The 23,848-nt window shown below is 63.7% G+C and carries 22 protein-coding genes; 10 read left to right on the top strand and 12 right to left on the bottom strand.

The window, feature by feature from the left end; all coding sequences use genetic code 11:
• The first annotated feature begins 1 nt into the window (after position 1).
• The 3 genes from NLM32_RS16800 to NLM32_RS16790 all read left to right on the top strand — a co-directional run bounded on the left by NLM32_RS16800 (position 2) and on the right by NLM32_RS16790 (position 3,296).
• The gene (locus NLM32_RS16800) at positions 2-1,150 is read left to right on the top strand and encodes a thiolase (protein WP_254130051.1); all 1,149 of its coding nucleotides are present in this window, start codon (positions 2-4) and stop codon (positions 1,148-1,150) included.
• Entirely contained in the window at positions 1,147-2,061 is a 915-nt protein-coding gene (locus NLM32_RS16795) for an SDR family oxidoreductase (protein WP_063691128.1), read from the top strand. Before NLM32_RS16800 ends, NLM32_RS16795 begins: the two co-directional genes overlap by 4 nt.
• A gap of 116 nt (positions 2,062-2,177) precedes the next feature.
• A complete protein-coding gene (locus NLM32_RS16790) occupies positions 2,178-3,296 on the top strand; it encodes an SMP-30/gluconolactonase/LRE family protein (protein ID WP_254130050.1) in 1,119 nt (372 codons plus the stop codon).
• A gap of 59 nt (positions 3,297-3,355) precedes the next feature.
• Here the strand turns inward: NLM32_RS16790 and ppc are convergent, their stop codons facing one another.
• The 6 genes from ppc to NLM32_RS16760 all read right to left on the bottom strand — a co-directional run bounded on the left by ppc (position 3,356) and on the right by NLM32_RS16760 (position 11,343).
• Positions 3,356-6,145, bottom strand: a complete 2,790-nt coding sequence (gene ppc / locus NLM32_RS16785) for a phosphoenolpyruvate carboxylase (RefSeq protein WP_254130049.1) — start codon at positions 6,143-6,145, stop codon at positions 3,356-3,358.
• Between the two features lie 111 nt (positions 6,146-6,256).
• On the bottom strand, positions 6,257-6,661 hold the full coding sequence (locus NLM32_RS16780) for a YccF domain-containing protein (protein ID WP_254130048.1): 405 nt from the start codon (positions 6,659-6,661) through the stop codon (positions 6,257-6,259).
• 63 nt (positions 6,662-6,724) lie between these two features.
• The gene (locus NLM32_RS16775) at positions 6,725-7,810 is read right to left on the bottom strand and encodes a rhomboid family intramembrane serine protease (protein WP_254130047.1); all 1,086 of its coding nucleotides are present in this window, start codon (positions 7,808-7,810) and stop codon (positions 6,725-6,727) included.
• An 87-nt stretch (positions 7,811-7,897) separates the two neighbouring features.
• Entirely contained in the window at positions 7,898-8,692 is a 795-nt protein-coding gene (locus NLM32_RS16770) for an enoyl-CoA hydratase/isomerase family protein (RefSeq protein WP_254130046.1), read from the bottom strand.
• Positions 8,693-8,824: 132 nt separating this feature from the next.
• Complete coding sequence (locus NLM32_RS16765; protein WP_254130045.1) at positions 8,825-10,369, bottom strand: acyl-CoA synthetase; 1,545 nt, start codon at positions 10,367-10,369, stop codon at positions 8,825-8,827.
• A gap of 164 nt (positions 10,370-10,533) precedes the next feature.
• Positions 10,534-11,343, bottom strand: coding sequence for a crotonase/enoyl-CoA hydratase family protein (locus tag NLM32_RS16760; RefSeq protein ID WP_254130044.1), 810 nt, complete (start codon positions 11,341-11,343; stop codon positions 10,534-10,536).
• A gap of 105 nt (positions 11,344-11,448) precedes the next feature.
• Between NLM32_RS16760 and NLM32_RS16755 the strand changes: the two genes are divergently transcribed.
• Positions 11,449-12,321: an SDR family oxidoreductase gene (locus tag NLM32_RS16755; RefSeq protein ID WP_254130043.1), complete on the top strand. Its 873-nt coding sequence runs from the start codon at positions 11,449-11,451 to the stop codon at positions 12,319-12,321.
• Positions 12,322-12,583: 262 nt separating this feature from the next.
• The gene (locus NLM32_RS16750) at positions 12,584-14,164 is read left to right on the top strand and encodes a fatty acid--CoA ligase (protein WP_254130042.1); all 1,581 of its coding nucleotides are present in this window, start codon (positions 12,584-12,586) and stop codon (positions 14,162-14,164) included.
• A 144-nt stretch (positions 14,165-14,308) separates the two neighbouring features.
• Here NLM32_RS16750 and NLM32_RS16745 read toward each other — a convergent pair whose 3' ends face one another.
• A complete protein-coding gene (locus NLM32_RS16745) occupies positions 14,309-15,583 on the bottom strand; it encodes an acyl-CoA dehydrogenase family protein (protein WP_254130041.1) in 1,275 nt (424 codons plus the stop codon).
• Positions 15,584-15,795: 212 nt separating this feature from the next.
• Between NLM32_RS16745 and NLM32_RS16740 the strand changes: the two genes are divergently transcribed.
• Positions 15,796-16,575, top strand: a complete 780-nt coding sequence (locus tag NLM32_RS16740) for an enoyl-CoA hydratase-related protein (RefSeq protein ID WP_254130040.1) — start codon at positions 15,796-15,798, stop codon at positions 16,573-16,575.
• A gap of 195 nt (positions 16,576-16,770) precedes the next feature.
• On the opposite strand, the gene NLM32_RS16735 is transcribed toward NLM32_RS16740, so the two are convergent.
• From NLM32_RS16735 to NLM32_RS16720, 4 genes are read right to left on the bottom strand one after another with little or no spacing between them, the layout of a single operon-like run.
• On the bottom strand, positions 16,771-17,148 hold the full coding sequence (locus tag NLM32_RS16735; RefSeq protein WP_254130039.1) for a DUF6285 domain-containing protein: 378 nt from the start codon (positions 17,146-17,148) through the stop codon (positions 16,771-16,773).
• A 2-nt stretch (positions 17,149-17,150) separates the two neighbouring features.
• Positions 17,151-18,137, bottom strand: coding sequence for a phosphotransferase family protein (locus NLM32_RS16730; protein ID WP_254130038.1), 987 nt, complete (start codon positions 18,135-18,137; stop codon positions 17,151-17,153).
• A complete protein-coding gene (locus NLM32_RS16725) occupies positions 18,134-18,922 on the bottom strand; it encodes an enoyl-CoA hydratase/isomerase (RefSeq protein ID WP_254130037.1) in 789 nt (262 codons plus the stop codon). The genes NLM32_RS16730 and NLM32_RS16725 overlap by 4 nt, the downstream gene beginning before the upstream one ends.
• 45 nt (positions 18,923-18,967) lie before the next feature.
• Positions 18,968-19,117 carry a hypothetical protein gene (locus tag NLM32_RS16720; RefSeq protein WP_254130036.1) on the bottom strand — a complete coding sequence of 50 codons (150 nt, stop codon included), beginning with the start codon at positions 19,115-19,117 and terminating at the stop codon, positions 18,968-18,970.
• Here NLM32_RS16720 and NLM32_RS16715 point away from each other — a divergent pair.
• The 4 genes from NLM32_RS16715 to NLM32_RS16700 all read left to right on the top strand — a co-directional run bounded on the left by NLM32_RS16715 (position 19,116) and on the right by NLM32_RS16700 (position 22,773).
• Entirely contained in the window at positions 19,116-19,895 is a 780-nt protein-coding gene (locus tag NLM32_RS16715; RefSeq protein ID WP_254130035.1) for an SDR family NAD(P)-dependent oxidoreductase, read from the top strand. The genes NLM32_RS16720 and NLM32_RS16715 overlap by 2 nt on opposite strands.
• Positions 19,896-20,004: 109 nt before the next feature.
• A complete protein-coding gene (locus NLM32_RS16710) occupies positions 20,005-20,385 on the top strand; it encodes a VOC family protein (protein WP_254130034.1) in 381 nt (126 codons plus the stop codon).
• A gap of 314 nt (positions 20,386-20,699) precedes the next feature.
• A complete protein-coding gene (locus NLM32_RS16705) occupies positions 20,700-21,977 on the top strand; it encodes an acyl-CoA dehydrogenase family protein (protein WP_212482965.1) in 1,278 nt (425 codons plus the stop codon).
• A 178-nt stretch (positions 21,978-22,155) separates the two neighbouring features.
• Complete coding sequence (locus NLM32_RS16700) at positions 22,156-22,773, top strand: flavin reductase family protein (protein ID WP_254130033.1); 618 nt, start codon at positions 22,156-22,158, stop codon at positions 22,771-22,773.
• Between the two features lie 168 nt (positions 22,774-22,941).
• On the opposite strand, the gene yghU is transcribed toward NLM32_RS16700, so the two are convergent.
• Complete coding sequence (yghU, locus tag NLM32_RS16695) at positions 22,942-23,814, bottom strand: glutathione-dependent disulfide-bond oxidoreductase (RefSeq protein ID WP_254130032.1); 873 nt, start codon at positions 23,812-23,814, stop codon at positions 22,942-22,944.
• Positions 23,815-23,848: the final 34 nt, after the last annotated feature.

Below are 23,848 nucleotides of genomic sequence, written 5' to 3'. Positions count from 1 at the left end.
CATGCGCAAGAACCAGGTTGCCGTCGTCGGCGCGGCCGAGACCACCGAGCTCGGGGTCGTCCCCAACATGTCGCAGCTCCAGCTTCACGCGGACGCGGCGCTCAATGCCATTGCGGATGCCGGGTTGAAACTCTCGGATATCGACGGCTTTGCCACCGCGGTCGAGACACCGCAGCAGGTCTGTCACTATCTCGGCATCAAGCCGACCTGGGTCGACGGCACCTCCGTCGGCGGCTGCTCGTTCATGCTGCATGTCCGCCACGCAGCGGCGGCGATCGAGGCCGGGCTGTGCAAGACCGTGCTCATCACGCATGCCGAGAGCGGCAAGTCGATGATCGGCAAGGCGCCGCGCTCGATCCCGGCCGACAGTTTGCAGGGCCAGTTCGAAGCGCCCTACGGCGTCTACGGCCCGCCCAGCATGTTCCCGATCCCCGTGCTGCGTTTCATGAAGACTTACGGCATCACGCATGAGCAGCTCGCCTCGGTCGCGGTGGTGCAGCGCGAATGGGCGGCGAAGAATCCGCGGGCGATGATGAAGGATCCGATCACGGTCGCCGACGTCCTCAACTCGCGCATGATCGCCTATCCGTTCCGGCTCTTGCAGTGCTGCCTCGTCACCGACGGCGGCGGCGCGCTGATCCTGACCTCGGCCGACCACGCCAAGGACTTTCCGCGCAAGCCGGTTTACATCATGGGCACCGGCGAGAGCGTCGAGACGCCGATGGTCAGCCAGATGGAGACATTCAACTCGTCGCGGGCATTCAAGACGGCGGGACCGCTAGCGTTCAAGGAGGCCGGTATCGCCCACAAGGACGTCGATCATCTCATGATTTACGACGCCTTCGCGCATCTGCCGCTGTTCGGCCTCGGCGATCTCGGCTTCATGCCGCATGAGGAAACGGGCAAATTCATCGCCGACGGCAACACGCGCCCCGGCGGCAAGCTTCCGCTCAACACCAATGGCGGCGGCTTGAGCTACATGCATTCGGGCATGTACGGCATGTACGCGCTCCAGGAGAGCGTGCGCCAGATGCGCGGCATCGCGCCGGCCCAGGTGCCGAATGCGAAGATTTCAGTGTGCCACGGCGTCGGCGGCATGTTCGCCGCCAGCGGCACGATCGTGTTTACGAACGAGAGGTCATCCACATGAGCAAATCACTGCAGGACAAGGTCATCATCGTCACCGGCGCGGGCCGCGGCATCGGGCGCGAGATCGCGCTGCTCTGCGCGGCCGAGGGCGCCAAGGTCGTCGTCAACGATCCCGGCGGAGCCGCCGACGGCGCCGGTTCGAGCGCGACGCCCGCCGAGGAGGTGGTCGAGGAGATCAAGAAGCGCGGCGGCATCGCCGTCCCCAACTTCGAATCGGTGGCGGAAGCCGTTCCGGCGAGCAAGATCGTGAAGACCGCGACCGATCATTTCGGCCGGCTCGACGGCGTCGTCAACAATGCCGGCATCTTGCGCGACATGATCTTCCACAAGATGAGCGTGGAAGCGTTCGAGGCCGTCATCAAGGTGCATTTGATGGGCTCGTTCTATGTCAGCCACGCCGCCGCGCGCATCTTCCGCGAGCAGGAGTCCGGCTCCTTCGTGCACTTCACCTCGACCTCGGGCCTGATCGGCAATTTCGGCCAGGCCAACTACGCCGCCGCCAAGCTCGGCATCATCGGCCTGTCCAAGTCGATCGCACTCGACATGGGCCGCTTCAACGTCCGCTCGAACTGCGTCTCGCCGTTCGCCTGGACCCGCATGATCGGCACCATCCCGACCGAGACCGAAGCCGAGAAGGCGCGCGTCGAGAAGATCAAGCAGATGGGCCCGGAGAAGATCGCCCCGATCTGCGCGTATCTGCTCTCCGACGCAGCCAAGGACGTCAGCGGTCAGATTTTTGGTGCGCGCATGAACGAGCTGTTCCTGTTCAGCCAGAACCGTCCGCTGCGCTCCGTGCATCGCAGCGAAGGCTGGACGCCGCAGTCGATTGCGGAACATGGCATGCCGGCGCTGAAGGGCTCCTTCTACAAGCTCGACCGCTCCGCCGACATCTTCCCGTGGGATCCTGTCTAGCCATATTTTTGGCATTCCTGCGCCGCGATCTCTGGTTGTCCCGTCCAGAGATCGCCCCGCTTTATGCCTGAATGCGGGCGAATGGTGGCCTCCCAACACAACTTTGGGAGGAAACCATGACAAGAATACTGACCAACCCCAACGACACCTCTGCAACGGAACCCGGCGGCCTCGGCCGCCGCGATATTTTAAGAGGCGCGGCCGTGCTCGCCGCGTCCACTGTGCTCGCCTCCAAGGCCGACGCCCGCAACTACGGCGCCAATGCCGAGCCGCAGCGCTATCCTGACCCCGACATCGTCGCCATCGATCCGAAGCGCTTCAAGGCCAAGGTGGGCAACACCTCGATCAAGCGGCTCTATACCGGCTGCCTGTGGGCGGAAGGACCTGCGTGGAATGCGCAGGGACAATACCTCGTCTGGAGCGACATTCCCGCCAACCGGCAGCTTCGCTACCTCGACGACGACGGCCATATCTCCGAGCAGTTCCACAAGCCCTCGAACGAAGGCAACGGCAATTCATTCGACACCGAGGGACGCCAGATCACCGCCGAGCGCACACGCCTCGTCCGCTACGAGCACGACGGCTCGGTCACCTCGCTGGCCGAGCAGGCCAACGGCAAGCCGCTCAACGGCCCGAACGACATGGTCGTGCATCCCAACGACAAGTCGATCTGGTTCACCGATCCCGGTTACGGCGCGATCAGCATCTACGAGGGCAAGCTCGCCAATACCGGCTCGCTGCAACCCTATCAGAAGGAAGCGGTCTATCGCCTCGACGCGCAGTCCGGCCAGTTGACCAAGGTCGCGGACGAGCCGTTCAAGCCGAACGGCATCGCCTTCTCCCACGACTACAAGAAGGTCTATGTCTGCGACACCGGGATCACGCATTATCCGCAGGCGGAAAACGTGGTGTGGTCCTACGACCTCGACGGTCAGAAACTATCGAACCCGAAGCGGCTGATCGACATGAAGCTCGACGGCAAGTCCGGCTTCCCTGACGGACTGCGCGTCGATACCGAAGGCAACATCTGGGTCGGCGCCGGTTGGGTCGGTCCGGGTTATGACGGCGTGCAGGTGTTCGCGTCGACCGACGGCGCGCGCATCGGCCAGATCATGTTGCCGGAGACCTGCGCCAATCTCTGCTTCGGCGGCAAGAAACGCAACCGCCTGTTCATGACCGCGAGCCAGTCGCTGTATTCGGTCTATGTGGAGACGCAGGGGGCGCATTTCTGTTGAGAAGCGAATAGTGAGTGGCGAATAGCGAGTGGAATCCATCCGCTATTCGCCATTCGCATCTAGCCAGTATTCCTCAAGCCCGCCGAGATGCCGTTGATCGTCAGCTGAATCCCGCGCAGCACCTGCTCATCCGGGTTCTGCGCGCGATGCTCCCTCAGGAGCTCGACCTGAACGTGGTTGAGCGGATCGAGATAGGGGAAGCGATGACGCACGGAGCGCTCCAGCAGCGGATTGCCTTGCAGCAGCCGGTCCTGCCCCATGATGTCGAGCAGGGTCTCGATGCAGGAATGCCATTCGCGGCGGATGCGGCCAAAAATCTTTTCGCGCAGGGCTTCGTCCGGCACCAGCTCGGCATAGCGCGAGGCAATCGCGATCGAGCTTTTCGCCAGCACCATGTCCATGTTCGACAGCAGCATGCGGAAGAACGGCCATTCCTTGTAGAGCTCTTTCAGGAACGGCATGCCCTTATCCGGATGCTCGGCGATCCATTGCTCGACCGCGCTGCCAAAGCCGTACCAGCCCGGCAGCATCAGGCGGCACTGCGCCCAGGAGAACACCCAGGGAATCGCGCGAAGGTCCTCGATCGCGCGGGTCTTCTTGCGCGAGGCCGGACGGCTGCCGATGTTCAAGGTCGCGATCTCGTTGATCACGGTCGAGGACCAGAAATATTCGACGAAGCCGTCGGTCTCGTAGACGAGGCCGCGATAGGCCTTGAAGGCGAGATTCGAAAGCTCATCCATCGCAGTGAGATATTCGCGGCGGGGCGCGCTCTGGCTCGGCTGCAACAGGCTGGCATCCAGCGTTGCCGCCGCCAGGATCTCGAGATTGTTGCGGCCGACCTCCGCGTTGGAATATTTCGACGAGATGATCTCGCCCTGCTCGGTGATGCGGATCTGGCCGTTCACGGCCCCGCCCGGCTGCGCGACGATGGCGTCGTAGCTCGGTCCGCCGCCGCGGCCGACGGAGCCGCCGCGGCCGTGGAACAGGCGCAGGCGGACGCCATGGCGCTCGAACACGTCGACGAGGCCGATCTCGGCCTTATAGAGCTCCCAGCCCGAGGTGACGAAGCCGCCATCCTTGTTCGAGTCGGAATAGCCGAGCATGACCTCCTGGACGCTGCCGCGGCTGTCGACGAGACGGCGGTAATCGTGCAGCGACAGCATGCGATCCATGATGCCTGATGATGCCTGCAGATCCTCGATGGTCTCGAACAGCGGCACGATGTTGATGGCGCTGCGCCCGGAGGGATGGACCAGGCCGACCTCCTTCAACAGCACCGCGACCTCGAGCATGTCGGACATGCCCTTGCACATCGAGATGATGCATTGGGGAATGGCATCCGAGCCGAACTTCGCATGCGCTTCCGCCGCGGCATGGAAGACGTTGAGCTCGCCCATGGTCTCGTCGCTGTACTTGACGAACGGCGACACCAGCGCGCGCGTCGAGCGCAACTCATTGGTGAGGAGCGAGATGCGCGCGTCCTCGCCGAGCGCGAGATAGGACATGCCGGGGTTCGCGGCATCCATCAGCTCCGCGATGGTACGCTCATGCACCGCCGAGTTCTGGCGGATATCGAGCCGCGCCAGATGGAAGCCGAAGCAGTCCACCGCGCGCCGGAGCAGCCGCAGCCGGCCACGGGCAATGACGCGGGCGTTGTTGGAGATCAGCGAGCGGTGCAGCACGTCGAGATCGGCCTGCAGCTCCTTGACACTGTCGTAAGGAGCGCCCTTGCCGACGGGACGGCGGGTGATCTCGACCTCGAGCTTTTCGGCCGTGGCGGTCAGGCGCGCATAGATGCCGGAGACCGCGAGGCGATAAGGCTCGCCGCTCCGGTGCGGCGAGGTGTCGGGCGAACGCTCCGCCAGCGTGCGCAGCTCCCCGGAGACGTCGGCGAGATGCGCTGCGATCGACAGTTCGGAGCCGAGCACGTGCAGCTCGTTCAGATAGAACTGCATCACCCGGCTCGATTGCAGCCGCAGCGTGCCGCGCATCACGTCGGCGGTCACGAAGGGATTGCCGTCGCGGTCACCGCCGATCCAGCTGCCCATACGCAGGAACGAGGCGAGCTCGCCGGCGGCCTGCTCGCCACCCTCCTCCAGCCGGTCCTCCAGCGTGTTGACCAGCCGCGGCACTTCACGAAGGAACGTGTAATCGTAGAACGACAGGCCGTTGGCGACCTCGTCGAGCACGGTGAGCTTGGTGCGGCGGAGCAGATTGGTCTGCCACAGCGTCAGCACCTCGCGGCGCAACTGCTCGTCGCTGGCGGCGGCCTCGTCTTCGGTCAAGGCAACCCGCTCGCGGCGGTCGAGCAGCGCCGCGACCTCCATCTCGCGATCCATGGTGCTCTTGCGGCGGACTTCGGTCGGATGCGCGGTCAGCACCGGGCTGACCTGCGCGCTCTTGAAGAAGCTGCGCAGCGTGTCGGTGCCGATCCCCGCGCCCTTGGCCTTGGCGAGCGTCTCCGCCAGCACGCCGGAGCCGCCGTTCTTGCCGGCGCGCATCTGGCGGATGTTGTTCTGGTCCTCGGCGATGTTGGCGAGGTGGGAGAAATAGCTGAAGGCGCGAACGATCCGCACCGTCTCCGAGGTCGACATGCTGTCGAGGATCTGCTCGAGCTCGCGGCGGGCAAGCCGGTCCTCGTCGCGGTGGAACCGGATCGAGGTCTGCCGGATACGCTCGACCAGGTCGAACACATCCGCGCCCTCCTGGTCGCGCACGGTGTCGCCCAGGATGCGTCCGAGCAGGCGGATATCGTCGCGCAGCCGCGCATCCGCCTCCAGCGCCTGGACGTCCTCAGGGCGGTTCTGACGAAGATCGGCGGCGTCGGATGGTACTGATTGGAGGGACATGGCTCGCTCCCCTTTTAGAGCTCCCAATGGCTCCTTGGTCCGGAGGAGTGTGCGATATTTTTCTACCGCAGTGCAAGATGAACTTGGGGGCGGCGCACATAGAGGGCAGAGCTAGGCCGGCACGATCACCTTGCCGATCGGCCAGAGCGCGATGCCGGCGAGCTTCAGATGGGCCCATGCGAAGGGAAGGCCGATGATGGTGATCGCAAAGAGCACGGCCGTCAGGAGGTGACCGAGCGCCAGCCACCAGCCGGCCAGCACGAGCCAGATGATGTTGCCGATCACCCCGAGGGCGCCGGTGCCGATATCGCTCATGCCGGTGACCTCGTCGCGATTGACCGCGCGTGAGCCGAACGGCAGCAGCGTGTAAATAGCGATGTTGAACGCAGCCCGCGCCCAGGGCAGGCCGATGATGGTGATGGCCATGATGACCGAGGCCACCAGCCAGCCGAATGCCATCCAGGCGCCGCCGATGAGAATCCAGATCAGATTGAGCAGAATGGAAACTGGGGACATGAATTCAAGAACCTTGGGATCATCCGGCGGTCAGTGAGCCCTCTTATAGCACGACCTCGGCGGTCATAGTCCATGACGCCGGTTGCGTTCGGCACGCAGCGATGTGGCGACAAATCCAACATCCTCGATTCCGCGCGAAATTTCCTTCGCGCAGAGCCACAGCGTCACCGCGGCGGCGCCGATCGCAGCCAGCCCCGCGATGAGAACAGGATTGGGACAGACCATGACAAGGAGATTATCAAGCGGAACCGACCCGGTTGGCCAGCGCGGACTGCAAGACGATGCCAACGCCAAACCGCAAAGCAGGATGGTGACGGCGTTCGCCCCGGCAAGGGCGATCACGACGATCGCAAGGCCCTTCTTCATGGAGAGGGCGAGATCAACCAGCTTCACGATGGCACAGCATGCGACCAGGACGACGACGGCAAGGCCCCATCCGGAAATTCCGGCGGCGATGGCCTGGGCCTGACCGCTCCAGGCCCACACGGCCGCGACACAGGCCAACAGGGTGAGATTGACCTTCACGGCTTCGGGAAACTTGCAGCGAAGCGCGTAAGGATTCACCTTTTCGATCAGGTCCAGCAATGCGCAGGCGATCAACCCGGCCGCAAAGCCACCGAGATGGACGCCCCAGTCGATCCGCGAATTGCCGAGTGCAAACGCGATGTTCAATCCGATGTTGATGGCGAAGAAGTCGAACCTGACGTCGAGCTTGCCGAGGATCCACAGGCAGAGCAGCGCGCCCAAAATGCCCGACGTGGCGCCGGACGCGCCGACCGTCAGATAGGGCGTGGAATGGATGCCGTTGCCGATGACGGCGCCGAACACCATCGCACAGAGATAGATGACGAGGAAATAAGCCGGCCCCACCCGCCGCTCGAGATGTCCGCCCCACAGCACGAGGCACAACATGTTCATCGTGAGGTGGACGAAATTGACGTGCAGGAAGCCATAGGCGATGAGGCGCCAGTACTCATGCCGCGCGATCGCGCCCGCATACATGCCGCCGTAGCGATACAGCAACTCGGCGGGCGCCGCCGGACCGCCGGCCTGGATCAAGCAAAACCCTGATGCCAGGACCGTCACGGTCATCAGCGCGTAGACGGCGGCGTGGGGGACTTCGAAGAAGCTGGCGCGGTATGAAGGCATCGGCGATCGCAAGCGGTTGGCGTGGCAGCGCCAACCTAGCCGAGCCGATCAGCGAATGCTACTCCAGCGTGTGCGATCCTGCCTCGCCTACCGTCCTTCGAACTTCGGTTCGCGCTTCTCCATGAAGGCCTTCATGCCCTCGGCCATGTCCTGGGTTTTGAACAGCGGCAGCAGCTGGAGATAGACGTGATGGACATGGTCGTGGAAGTTCTCGTTGAGGCCCATCCGCATCATGCGCTTGGAGGCCTGGACCGCCAGCGGCGCGTTGGCGGCGATTTCGCGGGCGATGGCGGAGGCGCGGTTCATCAGATCGGCGTCCGGCACGACCTCGTTGGCGAGGCCCCAGTCCAGGCATTCGCGCGCGCTGAGCGTGCGGCCGGTAAAGATCAGCTCGGAGGCCTTGGCCCATCCGAGCATGCGCGGCAGCAGCCAGGTGCCGCCGGATTCCGGTACCACGCCGCGCTTGACGAAGGCGGCGGCGAGCTTTGAGGACTCCGCCATGATGCGGATGTCGCAGCCGAGCGCCGTATCCATGCCATAGCCGGCCGCGCCGCCGTTGACGGCGCAGATGGTCGGCTTGTCCATGGACTGGAGCACGGTCGGCGGCGTGTTGCGCAGGTTGATCGTGGTCGGCGAGGACGCGGCGCTGAGGCCGTTGCCGTCGCGCTCCCTGCGGAGATCGAGACCGGCGCAGAATGCCCTGCCCTTGCCGGTGAGGATCACGACGCGAACGTTCTTGTCCTCATTGGCCTCGGTCAGCAGCCGCGCGAGGTCGTTCAGCATTGGGCCGGAGATCGTGTTCATGCGCTCCGGCGCGTTCAGCGTGATGGTGGCGATGTGGTCGGCGACCTCGTAGAGGACTTCTCTGGTGGCATCGTTCATGAATATGTCTCCTTGTCCTCGATCTCGTAGGGTAGGCAAAGGCGCGCTTGCGCCGTGCCCACGATCTCTGCCTCGTGACGGATATCGTGGGCACGCATCGCTTTGCCCACCCTACGGCACCTCGTCGCGTTGTCAGATCTTGCGTCCCGCCTGCTCCCAATAGGGATCGCGCAGGCGGCGCTTGAAGATTTTTCCAGAGTCTTCGCGCGGCAGACCGCTGCGGATCTCGATATGCTTCGGCACCTTGTAATCGGCGAGCGATGTCTTCAGCCTTGCACGCACGTCCGCCGCATCGAGCGTGATGCCCGGCTGCGGCTCGACCACGGCCATCAGTGCCTCGCCGAACTCGGCGTCGGGGATGCCGAACACGGCGCAATCATGCACCCCGGGCACGGCATGCAGCACCGATTCGATCTCGGCCGGATAGATGTTGACGCCGCCGGAGATCACCATGTCGCGCTTACGGTCGCAGATGAAGACGTAGCCGTCCTCGTCGATATAGCCGACGTCGCCCGAGGTGATGAAACCGTCGCGGTCGATCTCGGCGCGCTTTTCCGGCTTGTTGTGGTAGGTGAAGTCGGCCATCTCGGCCATGCGCGAGTAGATCTCGCCGATCTCGCCCACGCCCAGCACGCGGCCGTCATCACCGATGAAGCGCAGCTCGGCGCCGGGCGATATCTTGCCGACCGTGCCGGGCTTCTTCAGTGCATCTTCGGAGGTCGCGAACGTGACGGCGCTGGATTCGGTCGAGCCGTAGAATTCGTAGATCACCGGCCCCCACCATTCGATCATGGCGCGCTTGACGTCGGCCGGGCATGGCGCAGCCGCGTGGATGATATGGCGCAAGGACGAGACGTCGTATTTCTTGCGCACCGCCTCAGGCAGCTTCATCAGGCGGATGAACATGGTCGGCACCATGAAGATGGTGTCGATCTCAAAGCGCTCGATCAGCTGCAGAAACTCCTCCGGCTCGAAGCGCGGCATCAGCACCAGCGCGCCGCCGAGCTTGCCCGCACGGATGCCGAACGAGTTCGGCGCGGAATGATAGAGCGGTCCCGGCAGGATCGCGCGAGCGCCGGGCTTCAGGCCATAGATCATCGCGCGCATGCGCTCACCGGCGGCCTGCTGATCTGCCGTCGGCGCGTTGCGCCGGACGCCCTTGGGATGGCCTGTGGTACCCGACGTATAAATCATGTTCATCGGCTGCGGCACGACCGGGCCGTCATAAGGCTGGTGTTGCGCGAGCCAGGGCTCGAAATCGATCGCGAAGTCAGGCGTCGACAAATGGTCGGGATCGATCTTGTAATTCTTCACAATCTCCGCCGGCGTCGGCACACTGAGCACGGTGACATCAGCGGGAATCGCATCGCGCAAGGCATGCAGCATGTCGGCATGTCCGATCAGCACGGACGAGCCGGTATCGCCAAGGATGTAGTTGATCTCCTCCGGCTTGAAGTGCCAGTTGATCGGCACGCCGTAGGCGCCAAGCCGCATCGCGGCGTAGGCCGCCTCCAGGAAAGCGATATCGTTGCGCATCAGCATGCAGACGCAATCGCCCTGCTTGACGCCGATCCCGGCGAGACCGGACGCGATGCGGTCGGCGCGATCGGCGACTTCGGCGTGGGCACGGCGGCGATCGCCGGAGACGATGCCGAGGAAGTTGGACGTTTCGCTCATTTTTGTTTTTCTTTTTGGTTGGAGTTGACCCTCATGGTGAGGAGGCGCCACCGGGTCCGCGCAACGCGCGGCCCGATGATAAACTCCACGCCGTCTCGAACCATGAGAGCCCGTGGCCCATCCCTCGAGACGCCGCTTCGCGGCTCCTCGGGATGAGGACCGTGCTAGTCCGCATATTTCGCCGCACGCTTCTCCAGATTGGAGCGCACCGCCTCGGTCTGGTTCGCGCTGCCGATCAGCTTCTGCTGCTCGACGGACTCAGCCAGCAGCGCTGGGCCGGGATCGACCGAGAGATTATTGAGAAGGCGCTTCGCGGCACGGATCGCATCCGGGCTCTTGCCGGCGATCTCGCGCGCGACTTCGAGGGCCGCGGCGCGCGGGTCATCGCAAATGCGCGTGGCGAGGCCATACGTCATCGCCTCCTGCGCGGAGAAGATGCGGCCGGTATAGGTAAGATCACGCAAGATGTCGTCGCGCACGAGCGAGGCGAGGATCGGCGTGCCGGCCATGTCGGGCACCAGACCCCATTTGATCTCCATCACCGACATCCGCGCATCGGGCGAGAGAAAGCGCATGTCGGCGCCGAGCGAAAGCTGGAAGCCGCCGCCGAACGCAACGCCGTGCACGGCGGCGATCACGGGAACCGGGAGCTGGCGCCATCCCCATACCGCCTGTTGCGGAAAGTTTGCCTGGCCATGCGTGCGCTTGGTGAGGTCGCGATTTTCGCCACCCGGAATTCCGTTGCCACCGCCCTCCTTCATGGCGGCAAAACGCCCCATGTCGAGACCGGCGCAGAAGGCGCGTCCTTCACCTGATAGCACCACGACGCGCACGCCTTTCTCCTTCGAAAGCCGCCCGGTTGCCGCGACAAGAGCCTCGAACATGGCCTGATCGAGCGCATTCATCTTGTCTGCGCGCACCAGGCGCACGTCGGCGACGCCCTCCGAGATCGAGATCGAGACGCGCTCTTCCATGGATGAATTCTCCCCTGTTCTTGTTCGGTGCCGCTTTACAGAAAGCTGACGGCCGGATTTAGTCAATCGACCAATTAACTGACAATCCGTACGGGAGAAACAGCCATGTTCAAGGAAAATCTTCTGGCTGGTCGGCGCATTCTCGTGACCGGCGGCGGCACGGGCCTCGGCAAATCGATGGCGGCGCGCTTTCTTCAGCTCGGCGCCGAGGTGCATATCTGCGGCCGGCGCAAGATCGTCTGCGACGAGACCGCGACCGAGCTGATGGGTGAGTATGGCGGCCGCGTCACCAGCCACGGCGTCGACATCCGCAATGCGCTCGCGGTCGACGAGATGATCGAGACCATCTTTCGCGACGCGCCGCTGACCGATCTCATCAACAACGCCGCCGGCAATTTCATCTCGCGCAGCGAAGAGCTCTCGCCGCGCGGCTTCGATGCCGTCGCCAACATCGTGATGCACGGCACGTTCTACGTGACCCATGCCGTCGGCAAGCGCTGGATCGCCCTGAAACAGCCGGGCAACGTCGTGTCGATCACTGTGACCTGGGTGCGCAACGGCTCGCCTTACGTGGTGCCGTCGGCGATGAGCAAGTCGGCGATCCACGCCATGACGATGTCGCTCGCGACCGAATGGGGCCGGCACGGCATCCGCCTCAACACCATCGCGCCGGGCGAGATCCCGACCGAAGGCATGAGCAAGCGCATCAAGCCGGGCGACGAAGCCGGCGCACGCACCAAGGCGATGAACCCGATGGGCCGCGTCGGCACCATGGAGGAGTTGCAGAACCTCGCAGTGTTCCTGATCTCCGGCGGCTGCGACTGGATCACGGGCGAGACCATCGCCATGGACGGCGCGCAGGCGCTCGCGATGGGCGGCAATTTCTACCAGCTCCGCGACTGGAGCGACGACGACTGGAAGACCGCGCGCGAGAGCATCATGGCGCAGAACGAGAAGGACCGCGCAAAGCGGGGGTGATCGTCTCTCCGTAATAACAACCGCGAGGGCGCTCCACACTCCGCCGTCGTCCCGGCGAAGGCCGGGACCCATAGCCACCGAATTGAATTTGGCGAAGATTGGTCATGACCTGTCTTCGCCAAATTGCGTTTAGTGGTTATGGGTCCCGGCCTTCGCCGGGACGACGGTGTTGAAAGAGCTACGTACTCCCTCTCCCGTCTTGTCTTCACCCGCGGATGACGCCACACTCCGCGGAATAAAAGCAAAACCTCCCGGGAGAAACATGTCTGCATCAGCGAAACTGGCGAATCTCGCCGACATGGTGCGCGAGCGCGCGACGAGCCGCGGCGGCGCCACCGCCTATGAGTTCGAGGGACGCGTCACCAGCTTTGCCGAGTTCAACATCAAGACCAACAAGGTCGCCAACGCATTGATTGCGATGGGCGTGAAGAAGGGCGACCGCATCGCCTATCTCGGCAAAAACAGTGATCTCTATTTCGAGCTGCTGATGGGCGCGATGAAGGCCGGCGTAGTGATGGCGCCGGTGAACTGGCGGCTGGCGGGCCCCGAGGTCGCCTTCATCGTCGCTGACTGCAAGGCGCCGGTGCTATTCGCAGGGCCGGAGTTCATCACGCTCGTCTCGCAGATCAGGGATCAGCTCCCGGGCGTGCGCACCATCATCACCACCGAAGGCGGCGCGCCGGAATGGCAGGATTTTACCGCGTGGCGCGATGCGCAGAGCGGTGACGATCCCAAGGTACCGATCGATACGAAAGACATCGCGATCCAGCTCTACACGTCGGGCACCACGGGCAAACCGAAAGGCGCGATGCTGAGCCACGCGAACTTCCTCAACCTCGTGCAAACCGGCAATGCCGAGGACAAGCCGGAATGGAACAGGTGGTCGACCTCCGATGTGTCGTTGGTCGCCATGCCGATCTTCCACATCGGCGGCTCCGGCTGGGGCGTGATGGGGCTCTATCACGGCGCCCGCGGCGTCATCGCGCGCGAGTTCGATCCGACCAAGGTGCTGGATTTCTTCGAGCAGTCCGGCATCACGAAACTCTTCATGGTGCCTGCGGCGATGCAGTTCGTGGTGCGGCAGCCGCGCGCCAAGACGGTCGACTTTTCACGATTGAAATACATGCTGTACGGCGCCTCCCCGATCCCCGCTGCGCTGCTGAAGGAGTGCATCGAGGTCTTCAAATGCGGCTTCGTGCAGATGTACGGCATGACCGAGACCACAGGCACCATCGTCGCGCTGCCGCCGGAGGACCACGTCGAGGGGCTGGAACGGATGCGCTCCGCCGGCAAGGCGCTGCCGGGCGTCGAGATCGCCATCCTCGATGCCGACGGCAAGCCGCTGCCGCCGCGTCAGGTCGGCGAGATCGCGACGCGCTCGGGCTCCAACATGGCGGGCTACTGGAATCTGCCGGAAGCGACCGCCTCGACGCTGCGCGGCGACGGCTGGCTGCGCACGGGTGATGCCGGCTACATGGACGAGGACGGCTACCTCTACATCCACGATCGCATCAAGGACATGATCATCTCCGGCGGCGAGAACATCTATCCGGCCGAGGTCGAGAGCGCGCTGTGCGATCATCCTGACGTCGCCGAGGCCGCCGTGATCGGCGTGCCCGACGACAAATGGGGCGAGGCCGTGAAAGCCGTGGTGGTGATGAAGCCCGGCAAGGAGGCAACCGCCACCGACATCATCAACTTCACCCGCGAGCGCATCGCCGGATTCAAGACGCCGAAGAGCGTGGAGTTTCTGCCGGCGCTGCCGCGCAATCCGAGCGGCAAGATCTTGCGACGGCAGCTGCGCGAGCCGTACTGGGCTGGGAAGGATCGGCGGGTGAATTGATCGCCTTGTCGTCCTGGACAAGCGAAGCGCAGATCCAGGACCCATTACCACCGAATTGAGATTGGCGAAGGCTGGCAGTTGCGTGCCTGCCCAAAACTTCTCCCTGGGGTAATGGGTCCTGGCTTTCGCCAGGACGACATGGGGCTAATGCTTCCCCGGCCCCATATAGCCGAACAGGAACCCTGCCACCTTCCGCATCTGGATCTCCTCGCTGCCTTCGGTGATGCGGTAGCGGCGGTGGTGGCGGTAGATGTGCTCGAACGGCTTGTGGCGTGAGTAGCCCATGCCACCGTGGACCTGCATGGCGCGATCGGCGGATTCGCAGCAGAGGCGGTTTGCCCAGTAATTGCACATCGAGACGCGGTCGGAGAGCGTGCGCTCGATCTGCTCCTCGTTGAGCTGATCCATCTCCCAGGCGGTCTTGCGGATCAGCAGGCGCAGCATCTCGGCTTGCGTTGCGAGTTCGACCAGCGGGAACTGGATCGCCTGGTTCTCAGCGAGCGCCTTGCCGAACGGCTTTCGCTCACGCGCGTATTTCACGCTTTCGTTGATGCAGTAGACGGCAGCACCGAGCGAGCTCGCCGCCTGCCGGATGCGGTTCTGGTGCACGAAGCATTGCGCCAGCGACAGACCGCGGCCGACCTCGCCGAACTGCGCATCTTCCGGCACGAATACATCCGTGAAGCTGACACGAGGATGGTCAGTCGGCATGTTGAAGGTCCACATGTACTCCTCGACCTTGACGCCGTGGCTCTTCGCAGGAACGAGGAAGCAAGTGATGCCGCGGGCATCACCGTCGTTGCCAGACGTGCGCGCGAACAGCGCGCAATGCGTGGCGACGTGCATGCCGGTCGTCCACATCTTCTCGCCGTTGATGATCCAGCCCTTGACGTTGTCTCTGACAGCCGGCACCGCGCGCGTCTCCATGTGGGTCGCGTCCGAGCCGTGATGCGGCTCGGTCAAGCCGAAGGTGATGCGGTACTTGCCCCTGATCGAACCGTCGATCATTGCCTTCTGGTCGTCGCGGCCGTAGCGGTCGAGCATGGTGACGACGGGAAAATTGCCGACGATCGAGTGCTCGTTCTGGAGGTCGTTGTGCAGGCCGAGGCCCTTCGCGGCAAAATGCTCGCGGATCACCGCCATCCAGAGGTTGGAGCCGTCCTTGCCGCCATATTGCTTCGACACCGGAAAGCGCAAATGGCCGGCGGCATCGGCGAGATCCTTGGCCTTGCGCAGCAGCGCTTCCCATTCGTGGCGCGGCAGCCCGCCATTCTCGAAATCGGTGCGCGCCCATTCGCGGCGATGGTCGAAGAAACGAATGTTGTCGTCGGCCTGTTCGAGCGGCTTGATCTCGCGTTCGATGAAACGATCGAGCTCTCCGAGATAGGCGACGAGATCGGCAGGCAATGAGAAATCCACGGTTCTCTCCCGGATTGATTTTATCGTTTTGCGTTAAGGCGCTAGACGCGTTTTTGCTTCGCACGATTAAGGTGAGAAGAGCGTCTCCAAGTCAAGCAAGGCGAGGCGTGTGAGCGGCGCAAGGCGCATCAGCGCAATTCGATGGTGCTCCAGCGCCGGCGCGCGTTAGTATGACGGCAATATTCCTTCACGAGAAACTGCGGGAGCGCGCGATGGAGCTGAAATTCTCAAAGGTGGAACGCAAGGGGCCGATCACGATCATCACGCTGTCGCGGCCCGAGGTCTACAACGCGCTGCACATCGATGCGCATTTCGAGCTCAACAAGGTGTTTGACGATTTCGCCGCGGACCCCGAGCAATGGGTCGCGGTCGTCACCGGCGCCGGCGACAAGGCCTTCTGCGCCGGCAACGATCTGAAATGGCAAGCGGCGGGGGAAAAACGCGGCTGGGACAAGGGCGGCTTCGCCGGCCTCACGTCGCGCTTCGACTGCGACAAACCGATCATCGCCGCGGTCAACGGCGTTGCCATGGGTGGCGGCTTCGAGATCGCGCTCGCCTGCGACCTCATCATCGCATCGGAGAACGCGACCTTCGCCCTGCCCGAGCCGCGCGTCGGCCTCGCAGCCCTTGCCGGCGGCCTGCACCGGCTGCCGCGGCAGATCGGACTGAAGCGCGCCATGGGCATGATCCTTACCGCGCGTCACGTCAGCGCCAAGGAGGGCCTTGATCTCGGCTTCGTCAATGAGGTGGTGCCACAAGGCGAGGCTCTGTCGGGCGCGCTGCGCTGGGCGGAGATGATCACTAAGAACTCGCCGATGTCGATCCGGGCGTCCAAGCAGACCATTCGGAAGGGCCTTGCCGTGTCGCTGGAGCAGGCGATCGAGGAGCAGCGCGAGTATCCGGCGGTGAAGGCGATGGTAACGTCGCAGGATTACATCGAGGGACCCAAGGCGTTTTCGGAGAAGCGGCCGCCGAAATGGGTGGGGAAGTAGCGCGGTCTCACCGCCGTCATTGCGAGCGTAGCGAAGCAATCCAGAGTACCTCCGCGAAAACAGTCTGGATTGCTTCGTCGCTCCGCTCCTCGCAATGACGGGGAGAGAGCGGGTGTAGGATGGGTAGAGCGCAGCGAAACCCATCGATGCCGGGGCGGGGTGTTAGATGATGGGCTTCGCTACGCTCTACCCATCCTACGGATTGCGCCCCTGTTCGCGCTTGTACGAGGCGTAACTCGGCTGATCGACGGCCAGCTTGTCCATGGTGGTCTGCCAAAGATGCTCCGCCAACCCCGGCGTGGCCAGATCCACCTCGCCCTTGGCGATCCGCTCGGCCAGCGCACGGTTGAGCTCGGTCACGGAGCCATCGACGCCGAGCAGCGCGCGCAGCCGCTCCACTTCCTTCGCGTCGCTCCCCTCCTCCTGCGTCAACTGCCTCGTCACGAGATCGAGGATGTTGATCGCCACGCGCAGCTTGAAAGCCTGGTGGCCGGAAATCAGCGGTGTGATGTCGTTGCGGAGGAAATCGGCGACCGCCTTGGTCAGCTCGATCGGTGTCGGTTCGTCCTGCATGTCTACCCTCCCCGCGGCGCGAGCAGCCGCAGCAGATCGATCTCGGTCTCCGAGGCACGGCGGCCGATCATGGCGCGCTCCATCGAATGGTCCGGTCCCTCGCGAAACCGCTGCATCATGCCGCCGCACATGATGCCCCAGCGCAGCGTGCCCATCACTTCCCAGAACTTGACGCGCGACGGATCGACCTTCCGACCCGCCGCCTCGTAACCCGCAAACAGCTCCTCGCGTAAACCAAACCCGCCGACGGGCTTGTCGATCTCGCCAAAACGCCAGGAGTTGACGCAGACCCAGCCGAGATCCTCCATGGGATCACCGAGATGGGCAAGCTCCCAGTCGAGTACGGCGCGCACGCCATCGGCACCGATGATGAGGTTGCCGTTGCGGAAATCGCCATGCACCAGCGTAGTTTCGGCCGAAGGGCCCGGATCGTGGTCGCGCAGCCAGCGCAGCGCCAGCTCGAACACCGGCTTTGGCCAGTTCAGGCTGCGATAGTCGCGATCGAACTCGGAGATCTCCTGGGTCGCATTACGACTGCGCAGTTCGGGCAATTTGTCCTGCGGCAGCCTGTGCAGGCCCGCAAGCACGCCGCCGATCTGTCGCGCAAGCATTGGCCGCGCCGCGGCGAATTCGTCGTCGCGAAGAATTTTGCGGGCGATGGTCTCGCCCTCGACCCGCTGCATGATGAAGCCGGTACCGAGATCTTCGTCCGGCGTCAGCACATGCATCACGCGCGGTGACGGCACGCCGGCCTCGAACGCCAGCTGCATCAGCTGCGCTTCGGCCGCGAGCCCCGCCGCGCGCGTCGGCGCCGCACCATAGCCTTTCGGCGAGCGGCGCAGGATCGCGCCGATCGGCCCGCCGGGATGCGTGATGTCGAAGCGCCAGGTTTCCTGACTGGCGCCACCGGACAGCTTTGCAGCGCCCGTGACACCGGTCGCACCGGGACACCAGCGCTGGACGCTGCGGGAAAGCTCCGCCTCGATCATTTGCCTTTGAACTGCGCGGGCCGCTTCTCCAGGAACGCGCCGACGCCCTCGCGGAAATCCTGCGTATCGCCGGCGCGCAGCTGGCACTGGAATTCGAGATTGAGCTGGTCCTCGAAGGAATTTTCCGGGCTGTCCCAATAGAGCTTGCGGATCAACGACAGTGCGACCGTGGGCCCGCTCGCGAGGTCGCGCGCCAGCTTCATCGCCTCCTCCATCAGCACGCCGTCGTCATAGACACGGTTGACGAGGCCCCATTCCAGCGCCTTCTCGGCCGGCAGCCGCTCGCCCATCAAGGACAGTTCGACCGAACGCGCCTTGCCGATCAGGCGCGGCAGCAGCCAGGTCGAACCGCAATCCGGCACCAGACCGATGCGCCGGAACGCCTGAAGGAAGTAGGAGGAACGCGCGCACAAAATCATGTCGCCGAGCAGCGCGAAGCTCATGCCGGCGCCGGCGGCGGGACCGTTGACCGCCGTCACGATCGGACAGTGCAGGTTGCGGATGCGGCGCAGGAAGGGATGAAAGCCGGTCTCGAGCGTCAGGCCCGCCTTGGTCTTCTTCGACTGATTGTTGCGGCCCTGGAGGTTGGCACCGGTGCAGAACGCGCGGCCCGCGCCGGTCAGTACGACACAGCGCACCTCGTCCTTCTTCTCCTCGATCGCGTCGAGCGCATCGGAGAGCCCGCCCAGCATGTCCATGGAGACCGCGTTCATCACCTCCTGATGGTCGAGCCTGAGGATCGCGACCGAACCATCGAATTCGAGCGTGACGTGTTTGAACTGCATCGTTTCCTCGTCAGTTGCCGCCTGCGTCAGTTTCGCAGACCGGAATTAGTTTTGCCGCGGCGCATATTTGATTTTTGGCGCGGTCTTGTCCATGGTGACGAAAGCATACCCCACCGTCATATCGCATGATCTTGCGCGCACCGGCTGACGCGCGTCATACCAAGAAGCCTCGCCAAAAAACAGGAAACGCGCCATGAACCTCTTCGACCTCACCGGCCGCGTCGCCGTGATCACCGGCGGCAATGGCGGTATCGGGCTCGGCATCGCGCAGGCCCTTGCGGGCCAGGGCTGCAACGTCTCGATCTGGGGCCGCAATGCTGACAAGAACAAGGCCGCTGCCGCGAGCATGGCGGGTCTCTCCGGCAAGGTCGACAGCCGCGTCTGCGACGTCACCGATCCGGCTTCGGTCAACGCCGCGATGAAGGCGACGCTCGACACCTTCGGCCGGGTCGACGGCTGCTTCGCCAATGCCGGCATCGGCGGCGGCGGCCGCAGGTCCTTCATCGAGCGCACCGAGGAGGAATGGCGCACGATGTTTGCGACCAATCTCGATGGTGTGTTCCACGCCTTCCAGGCCGCCGCAAAACACATGACCGAGCGCGCCAATGCCGGCGATCCCTTCGGTCGGCTGGTCGCGACCTCGAGCCTCGCCTCGATCTTCGGCACGGCGCGCAACGAGCATTATGCGGCGACGAAAGCCGCGATCAACGCGCTGGTGCGCGCGCTCGGTGTCGAGCTCGCCCGCCACGGCGTCACCGCGAACGCGATCCTGCCCGGCTGGATCAAGAGCGACATGACCGCCGGAATCATGGCCAACGAAAAGTTCGTCGCCAACGTGATGCCGCGCATTCCGATGCGCCGCTTCGGCGAAGCATCCGATTTCGGCGGCATCGCCGTGTATCTGATGAGCAAGGCGTCGTCGTATCACACCGCCGATACCTTCGTGATCGACGGCGGCTATACGGCGTTTTGATTTTTCATAACCCGGATGGAGCGCAGCGCGATCCGGGACTGCCAAGAAGTAAACAAGACCCGGATTTCGCTACGCTCCATCCGGGCGACAAACTCTGAGGGGAAGGCAAATGTTCTCACACATCATGATCGGCACCAACGACCTCGACAAGGCCAAGAGCTTCTACGACAGCCTGCTCAGCACGCTCGAGGTGCGCCCGGCGAAGGTCGACGGCCATCGCATTTTCTATTTCACCAAGACGGGCGTGTTCTCGGTGTCGAAGCCGATCAATGGCGAGCCGGCGACCTGTGCGAACGGCGGCACCATCGGCTTTGCCGCCAACTCGCCTGAGCAGGTCGACAAGTGGCACGCCGCCGGCGTCGCCGCCGGCGGAACGCCGATCGAAAATCCGCCCGGCATTCGCGAGGGCGCGGGAAACAAGCTCTATCTCGCCTATTTGCGCGACCTCGACGGCAACAAGATCTGTGCAATGCACCGGATGCCGAACTGAGCTAGCGCCGCACAATCGGTGTCGTCCCCGCGAAAGCGGGGACCCATACCCCCAGGGAGCAGTCGTAACGCGAGCTGACAACTACGCATCTTCGCCAAACTCCTCCCTGTGGTTATGGGTCCCGGATCTGCACTTCGCTTGTCCGGGACGACGTCCGCGAGAGACCGCGCTCTCCCCATTCAAACAACATTTCAAACGCCCCTGCGAAATTTCATCGCATGGCATGGCTTGCGTGAGAAAATGCGCGCTCGCACTTTGCGCGCGCTGCGACTATTCTCAGGCCCAACGCGATCTCAGTGACCCCGGGAGGAACAATGACAAAACATACCTACATTCCCCGCACCACCAACTACACGCTCAATCCCGGCGACGAGCTGAACGACCTGCGCATGTCGGACCAGGTCCGTCCGCTGTACGATCACGTCAGGAAATTCATTCGCGACACCGTCGAACCGATGTCGATCGAATTCGCCAAGGCCGGCGAAGGCAAGCAGGATCGCTGGAGCTTCACCCCGAAGCAGCTCGAGGTGCTCGAGGTCGCAAAGAACAAGGCCAAGAAGGAAGGCCTCTGGAACTTCTTCCTGCCCGATGACGAGACCGGCCAGGGCCTGAAGAACCTCGACTATGCCTATATCGCCTCCGAGCTCGGCAAGAGCCCGCTGGCCTCGGAAACCATGAACTGCTCGGCGCCCGACACCGGCAACATGGAGGTGCTGGAACGCGTCGGCACCAAGGAGCAGAAGGAGAAGTGGCTGAAGCCGCTGATGAACGGCGAGATCCGTTCAGCCTATGTCATGACCGAGCCGAACGTCGCCTCCTCCGACGCCAAGAACATTTCGACCACGGCCAAGCTCGTCGGCGACGAGTGGGTGATCAACGGCGAGAAGTATTACATCTCCGGCGTCGGCGATCCCCGCTGCAAGATCCTCATCGTGATGGTGAAGACCAATCCGGACGCAGCGCCGAGCAAGCAGCAGTCGCAGATCCTGGTGCCGCGCGACACGCCCGGCGTCGAGGTGCTGGGGCCGATGTACGTGTTCGGTCAGGACCACGCGCCGCGCGGTCATATGCACATGCGCTTCAACAATGTCCGCGTGCCGAAGGAGAACATGCTGCTCGGTGAAGGCCGCGGCTTCGAGATCTCGCAGCTCCGCCTCGGACCCGGCCGCATCCATCACTGCATGCGCACCATCGGCAAGGCCGAGAAGGCGCTCGATTTGATGGTGCAGCGTGGCCTCACCCGCGAAGCCTTCGGCAAGAAGATTGCCCATCTCGGCGGCAACATGCAGATCATCGCGCAGGCGCGTTGCGAGATCGAAGCGATGCGGCTGATGGTGCTGAAGGCCGCGAAGGCCATGGACGTGCTCGGCAACAAGGAGGCTCGCGTCTGGGTCTCCATGGTCAAGGCCATGGTGCCGGAGCGCGCCTGCAAGATCATCGACCAGTCGATCCAGATGCACGGCGCCACCGGCATCTCGCACTGGACCCCGCTTGCGGAGATGTACCAGGACGTGCGCCATCTGCGCTTTGCCGACGGTCCGGACGAGGTGCACTGGATGGTGGTGGGACGTCACGAGCTGAGCATGGCGTAAAGGTCCTCTCCCTCTCCCCGTTCTTACGGGGAGAGGGTTGGGGTGAGGGGCCTCTCTCCACACGTGAGATCGCCGTGAGACCTGTACCCCCTCACCCGGATCGCAAGAGCGATCCGACCTCTCCCCGCAAGCGGGGCGAGGTGAAGAAAGCAAGTCTCCCCCTCCCCACGGAGCCACCATGGACTACGCCGCCAGCGACCTGACGCCACGCGAGCGCTACAAGGTGCTGACGTCCTTCATCCTGCCGCGACCGATCGCATGGGTGACGTCAGTGGGGCCGACCGGCGTCGTCAACGCCGCGCCGTTCAGCTTCTTCAATGCTTTTTGCGAAGATCCGCCACTCTGCATGTTCGCGGCGAACCGCAAGCCCAACGGTCAGGACAAGGACACCTTCCTCAACATCCAGCGCACCGGCGAGTTCGTGGTCAATCTGACGGACGAGCCGCTGGCGAGGGCCATGCATGAGAGCAGCGGCGACTTTCCGCCTGACATCGGCGAGCCCGATTATCTCGGGCTGAAGCTCGCGCCCTCGACCAGGATCGCCGTGCCGCGGCTCGCCGACACGCCCTGGGCGATGGAGTGCAAGCTGTGGAAGATGATCGACGTCAACAACGATCGTCGGCTGATCATGGGCGAAGGCATCCACTTCCACATTCGCGACGAGTTGTGGGACGACAAGGCGATGCGGGTGCACATGGACCGCTACCACCCGATCGGCCGCATGTTCGCAGATCGTTACTGTCGCACGGATGACCGCGTGGTGTTTCCGGCGGCGGAGGGTGTGAAGAAAGCGTAGGGTGCACCACGGTGAAGAAGCGCTCCCTCGCCCCGTTCTTACGGGGAGAGGGTTGGGGTGAGGGGCCTCTCTCCGCGCGTAGGATCGCCGTGAGACCTGTACCCCCTCACCCGGATCGCAAGAGCGATCCGACCTCTCCCCGCGAGCGGGGAGAGGTGAAGGAAGCACCTACGTCGCCGCCTCAACCTTGTCCTGCGTCTTGGTCTCGAAGTCCGACGCGTCGTGGCGCTCGTGGAGCTGGCTGGCGGGGTCGCCGGAGACGCGGTTGACCATGCGGCCACGCTTTACGGCGGGGCGTTGCGCGATCTGATCGGTCCAGCGCTGCACGTTCTTGTAGTCCTGCACCGACAGGAACTCTCCGGCGCCGTAGACCAGCCCCTTGGCGAGCGCGCCGTACCAGGGCCATACGGCCATATCGGCGATGGTGTACTCCTTGCCTGCGAGATACTCATGATCGGCAAGGCGCCGGTCGAGCACGTCGAGCTGGCGCTTGACCTCCATCGCGAAGCGATCAATGGCGTATTCGATCTTGAACGGCGCATAGGCGTAGAAATGGCCGAAACCGCCGCCGAGATAAGGCGCGCTGCCCATCTGCCAGAACAGCCAGGACATCGCCTCGGTGCGGGCCTTGATCTCCTTCGGCAGGAACGCGCCGAACTTTTCGGCGAGGTAGAACAGGATCGAGGCGGATTCGAAGATCCGGATCGGCTCGGGGCCGGAGCGGTCCATCAGCGCCGGAATCTTGGAGTTCGGATTGATGTCGACAAAGCCGCTGCCGAACTGATCGCCATTGCCGATCTTGATCAGCCAGGCGTCGTATTCGGCGCCCTTGTAACCGAGCGCCAGAAGCTCCTCCAGCATCACGGTAACCTTCACCCCATTCGGCGTCGCCAGCGAATAGAGCTGGAAGGGATGCTTGCCGACCGGCAGTTCCTTGTCGTGGGTGGGGCCTGCGATCGGCCGGTTGATGCTGGCGAACTGACCGCCATTCTCCTTGTTCCAGGTCCAGACTTTGGGCGGCACGTAAGGGGCGTCGGTCATGCGAGGGGCTCCGGCAGAAAGATGCGCGTGCATT

Source organism: Bradyrhizobium sp. CCGUVB14 (genome assembly GCF_024199935.1).
In the GTDB taxonomy this organism is placed as follows: domain Bacteria; phylum Pseudomonadota; class Alphaproteobacteria; order Rhizobiales; family Xanthobacteraceae; genus Bradyrhizobium.
This window is presented reverse-complemented; position numbering and strand designations above follow the sequence as displayed.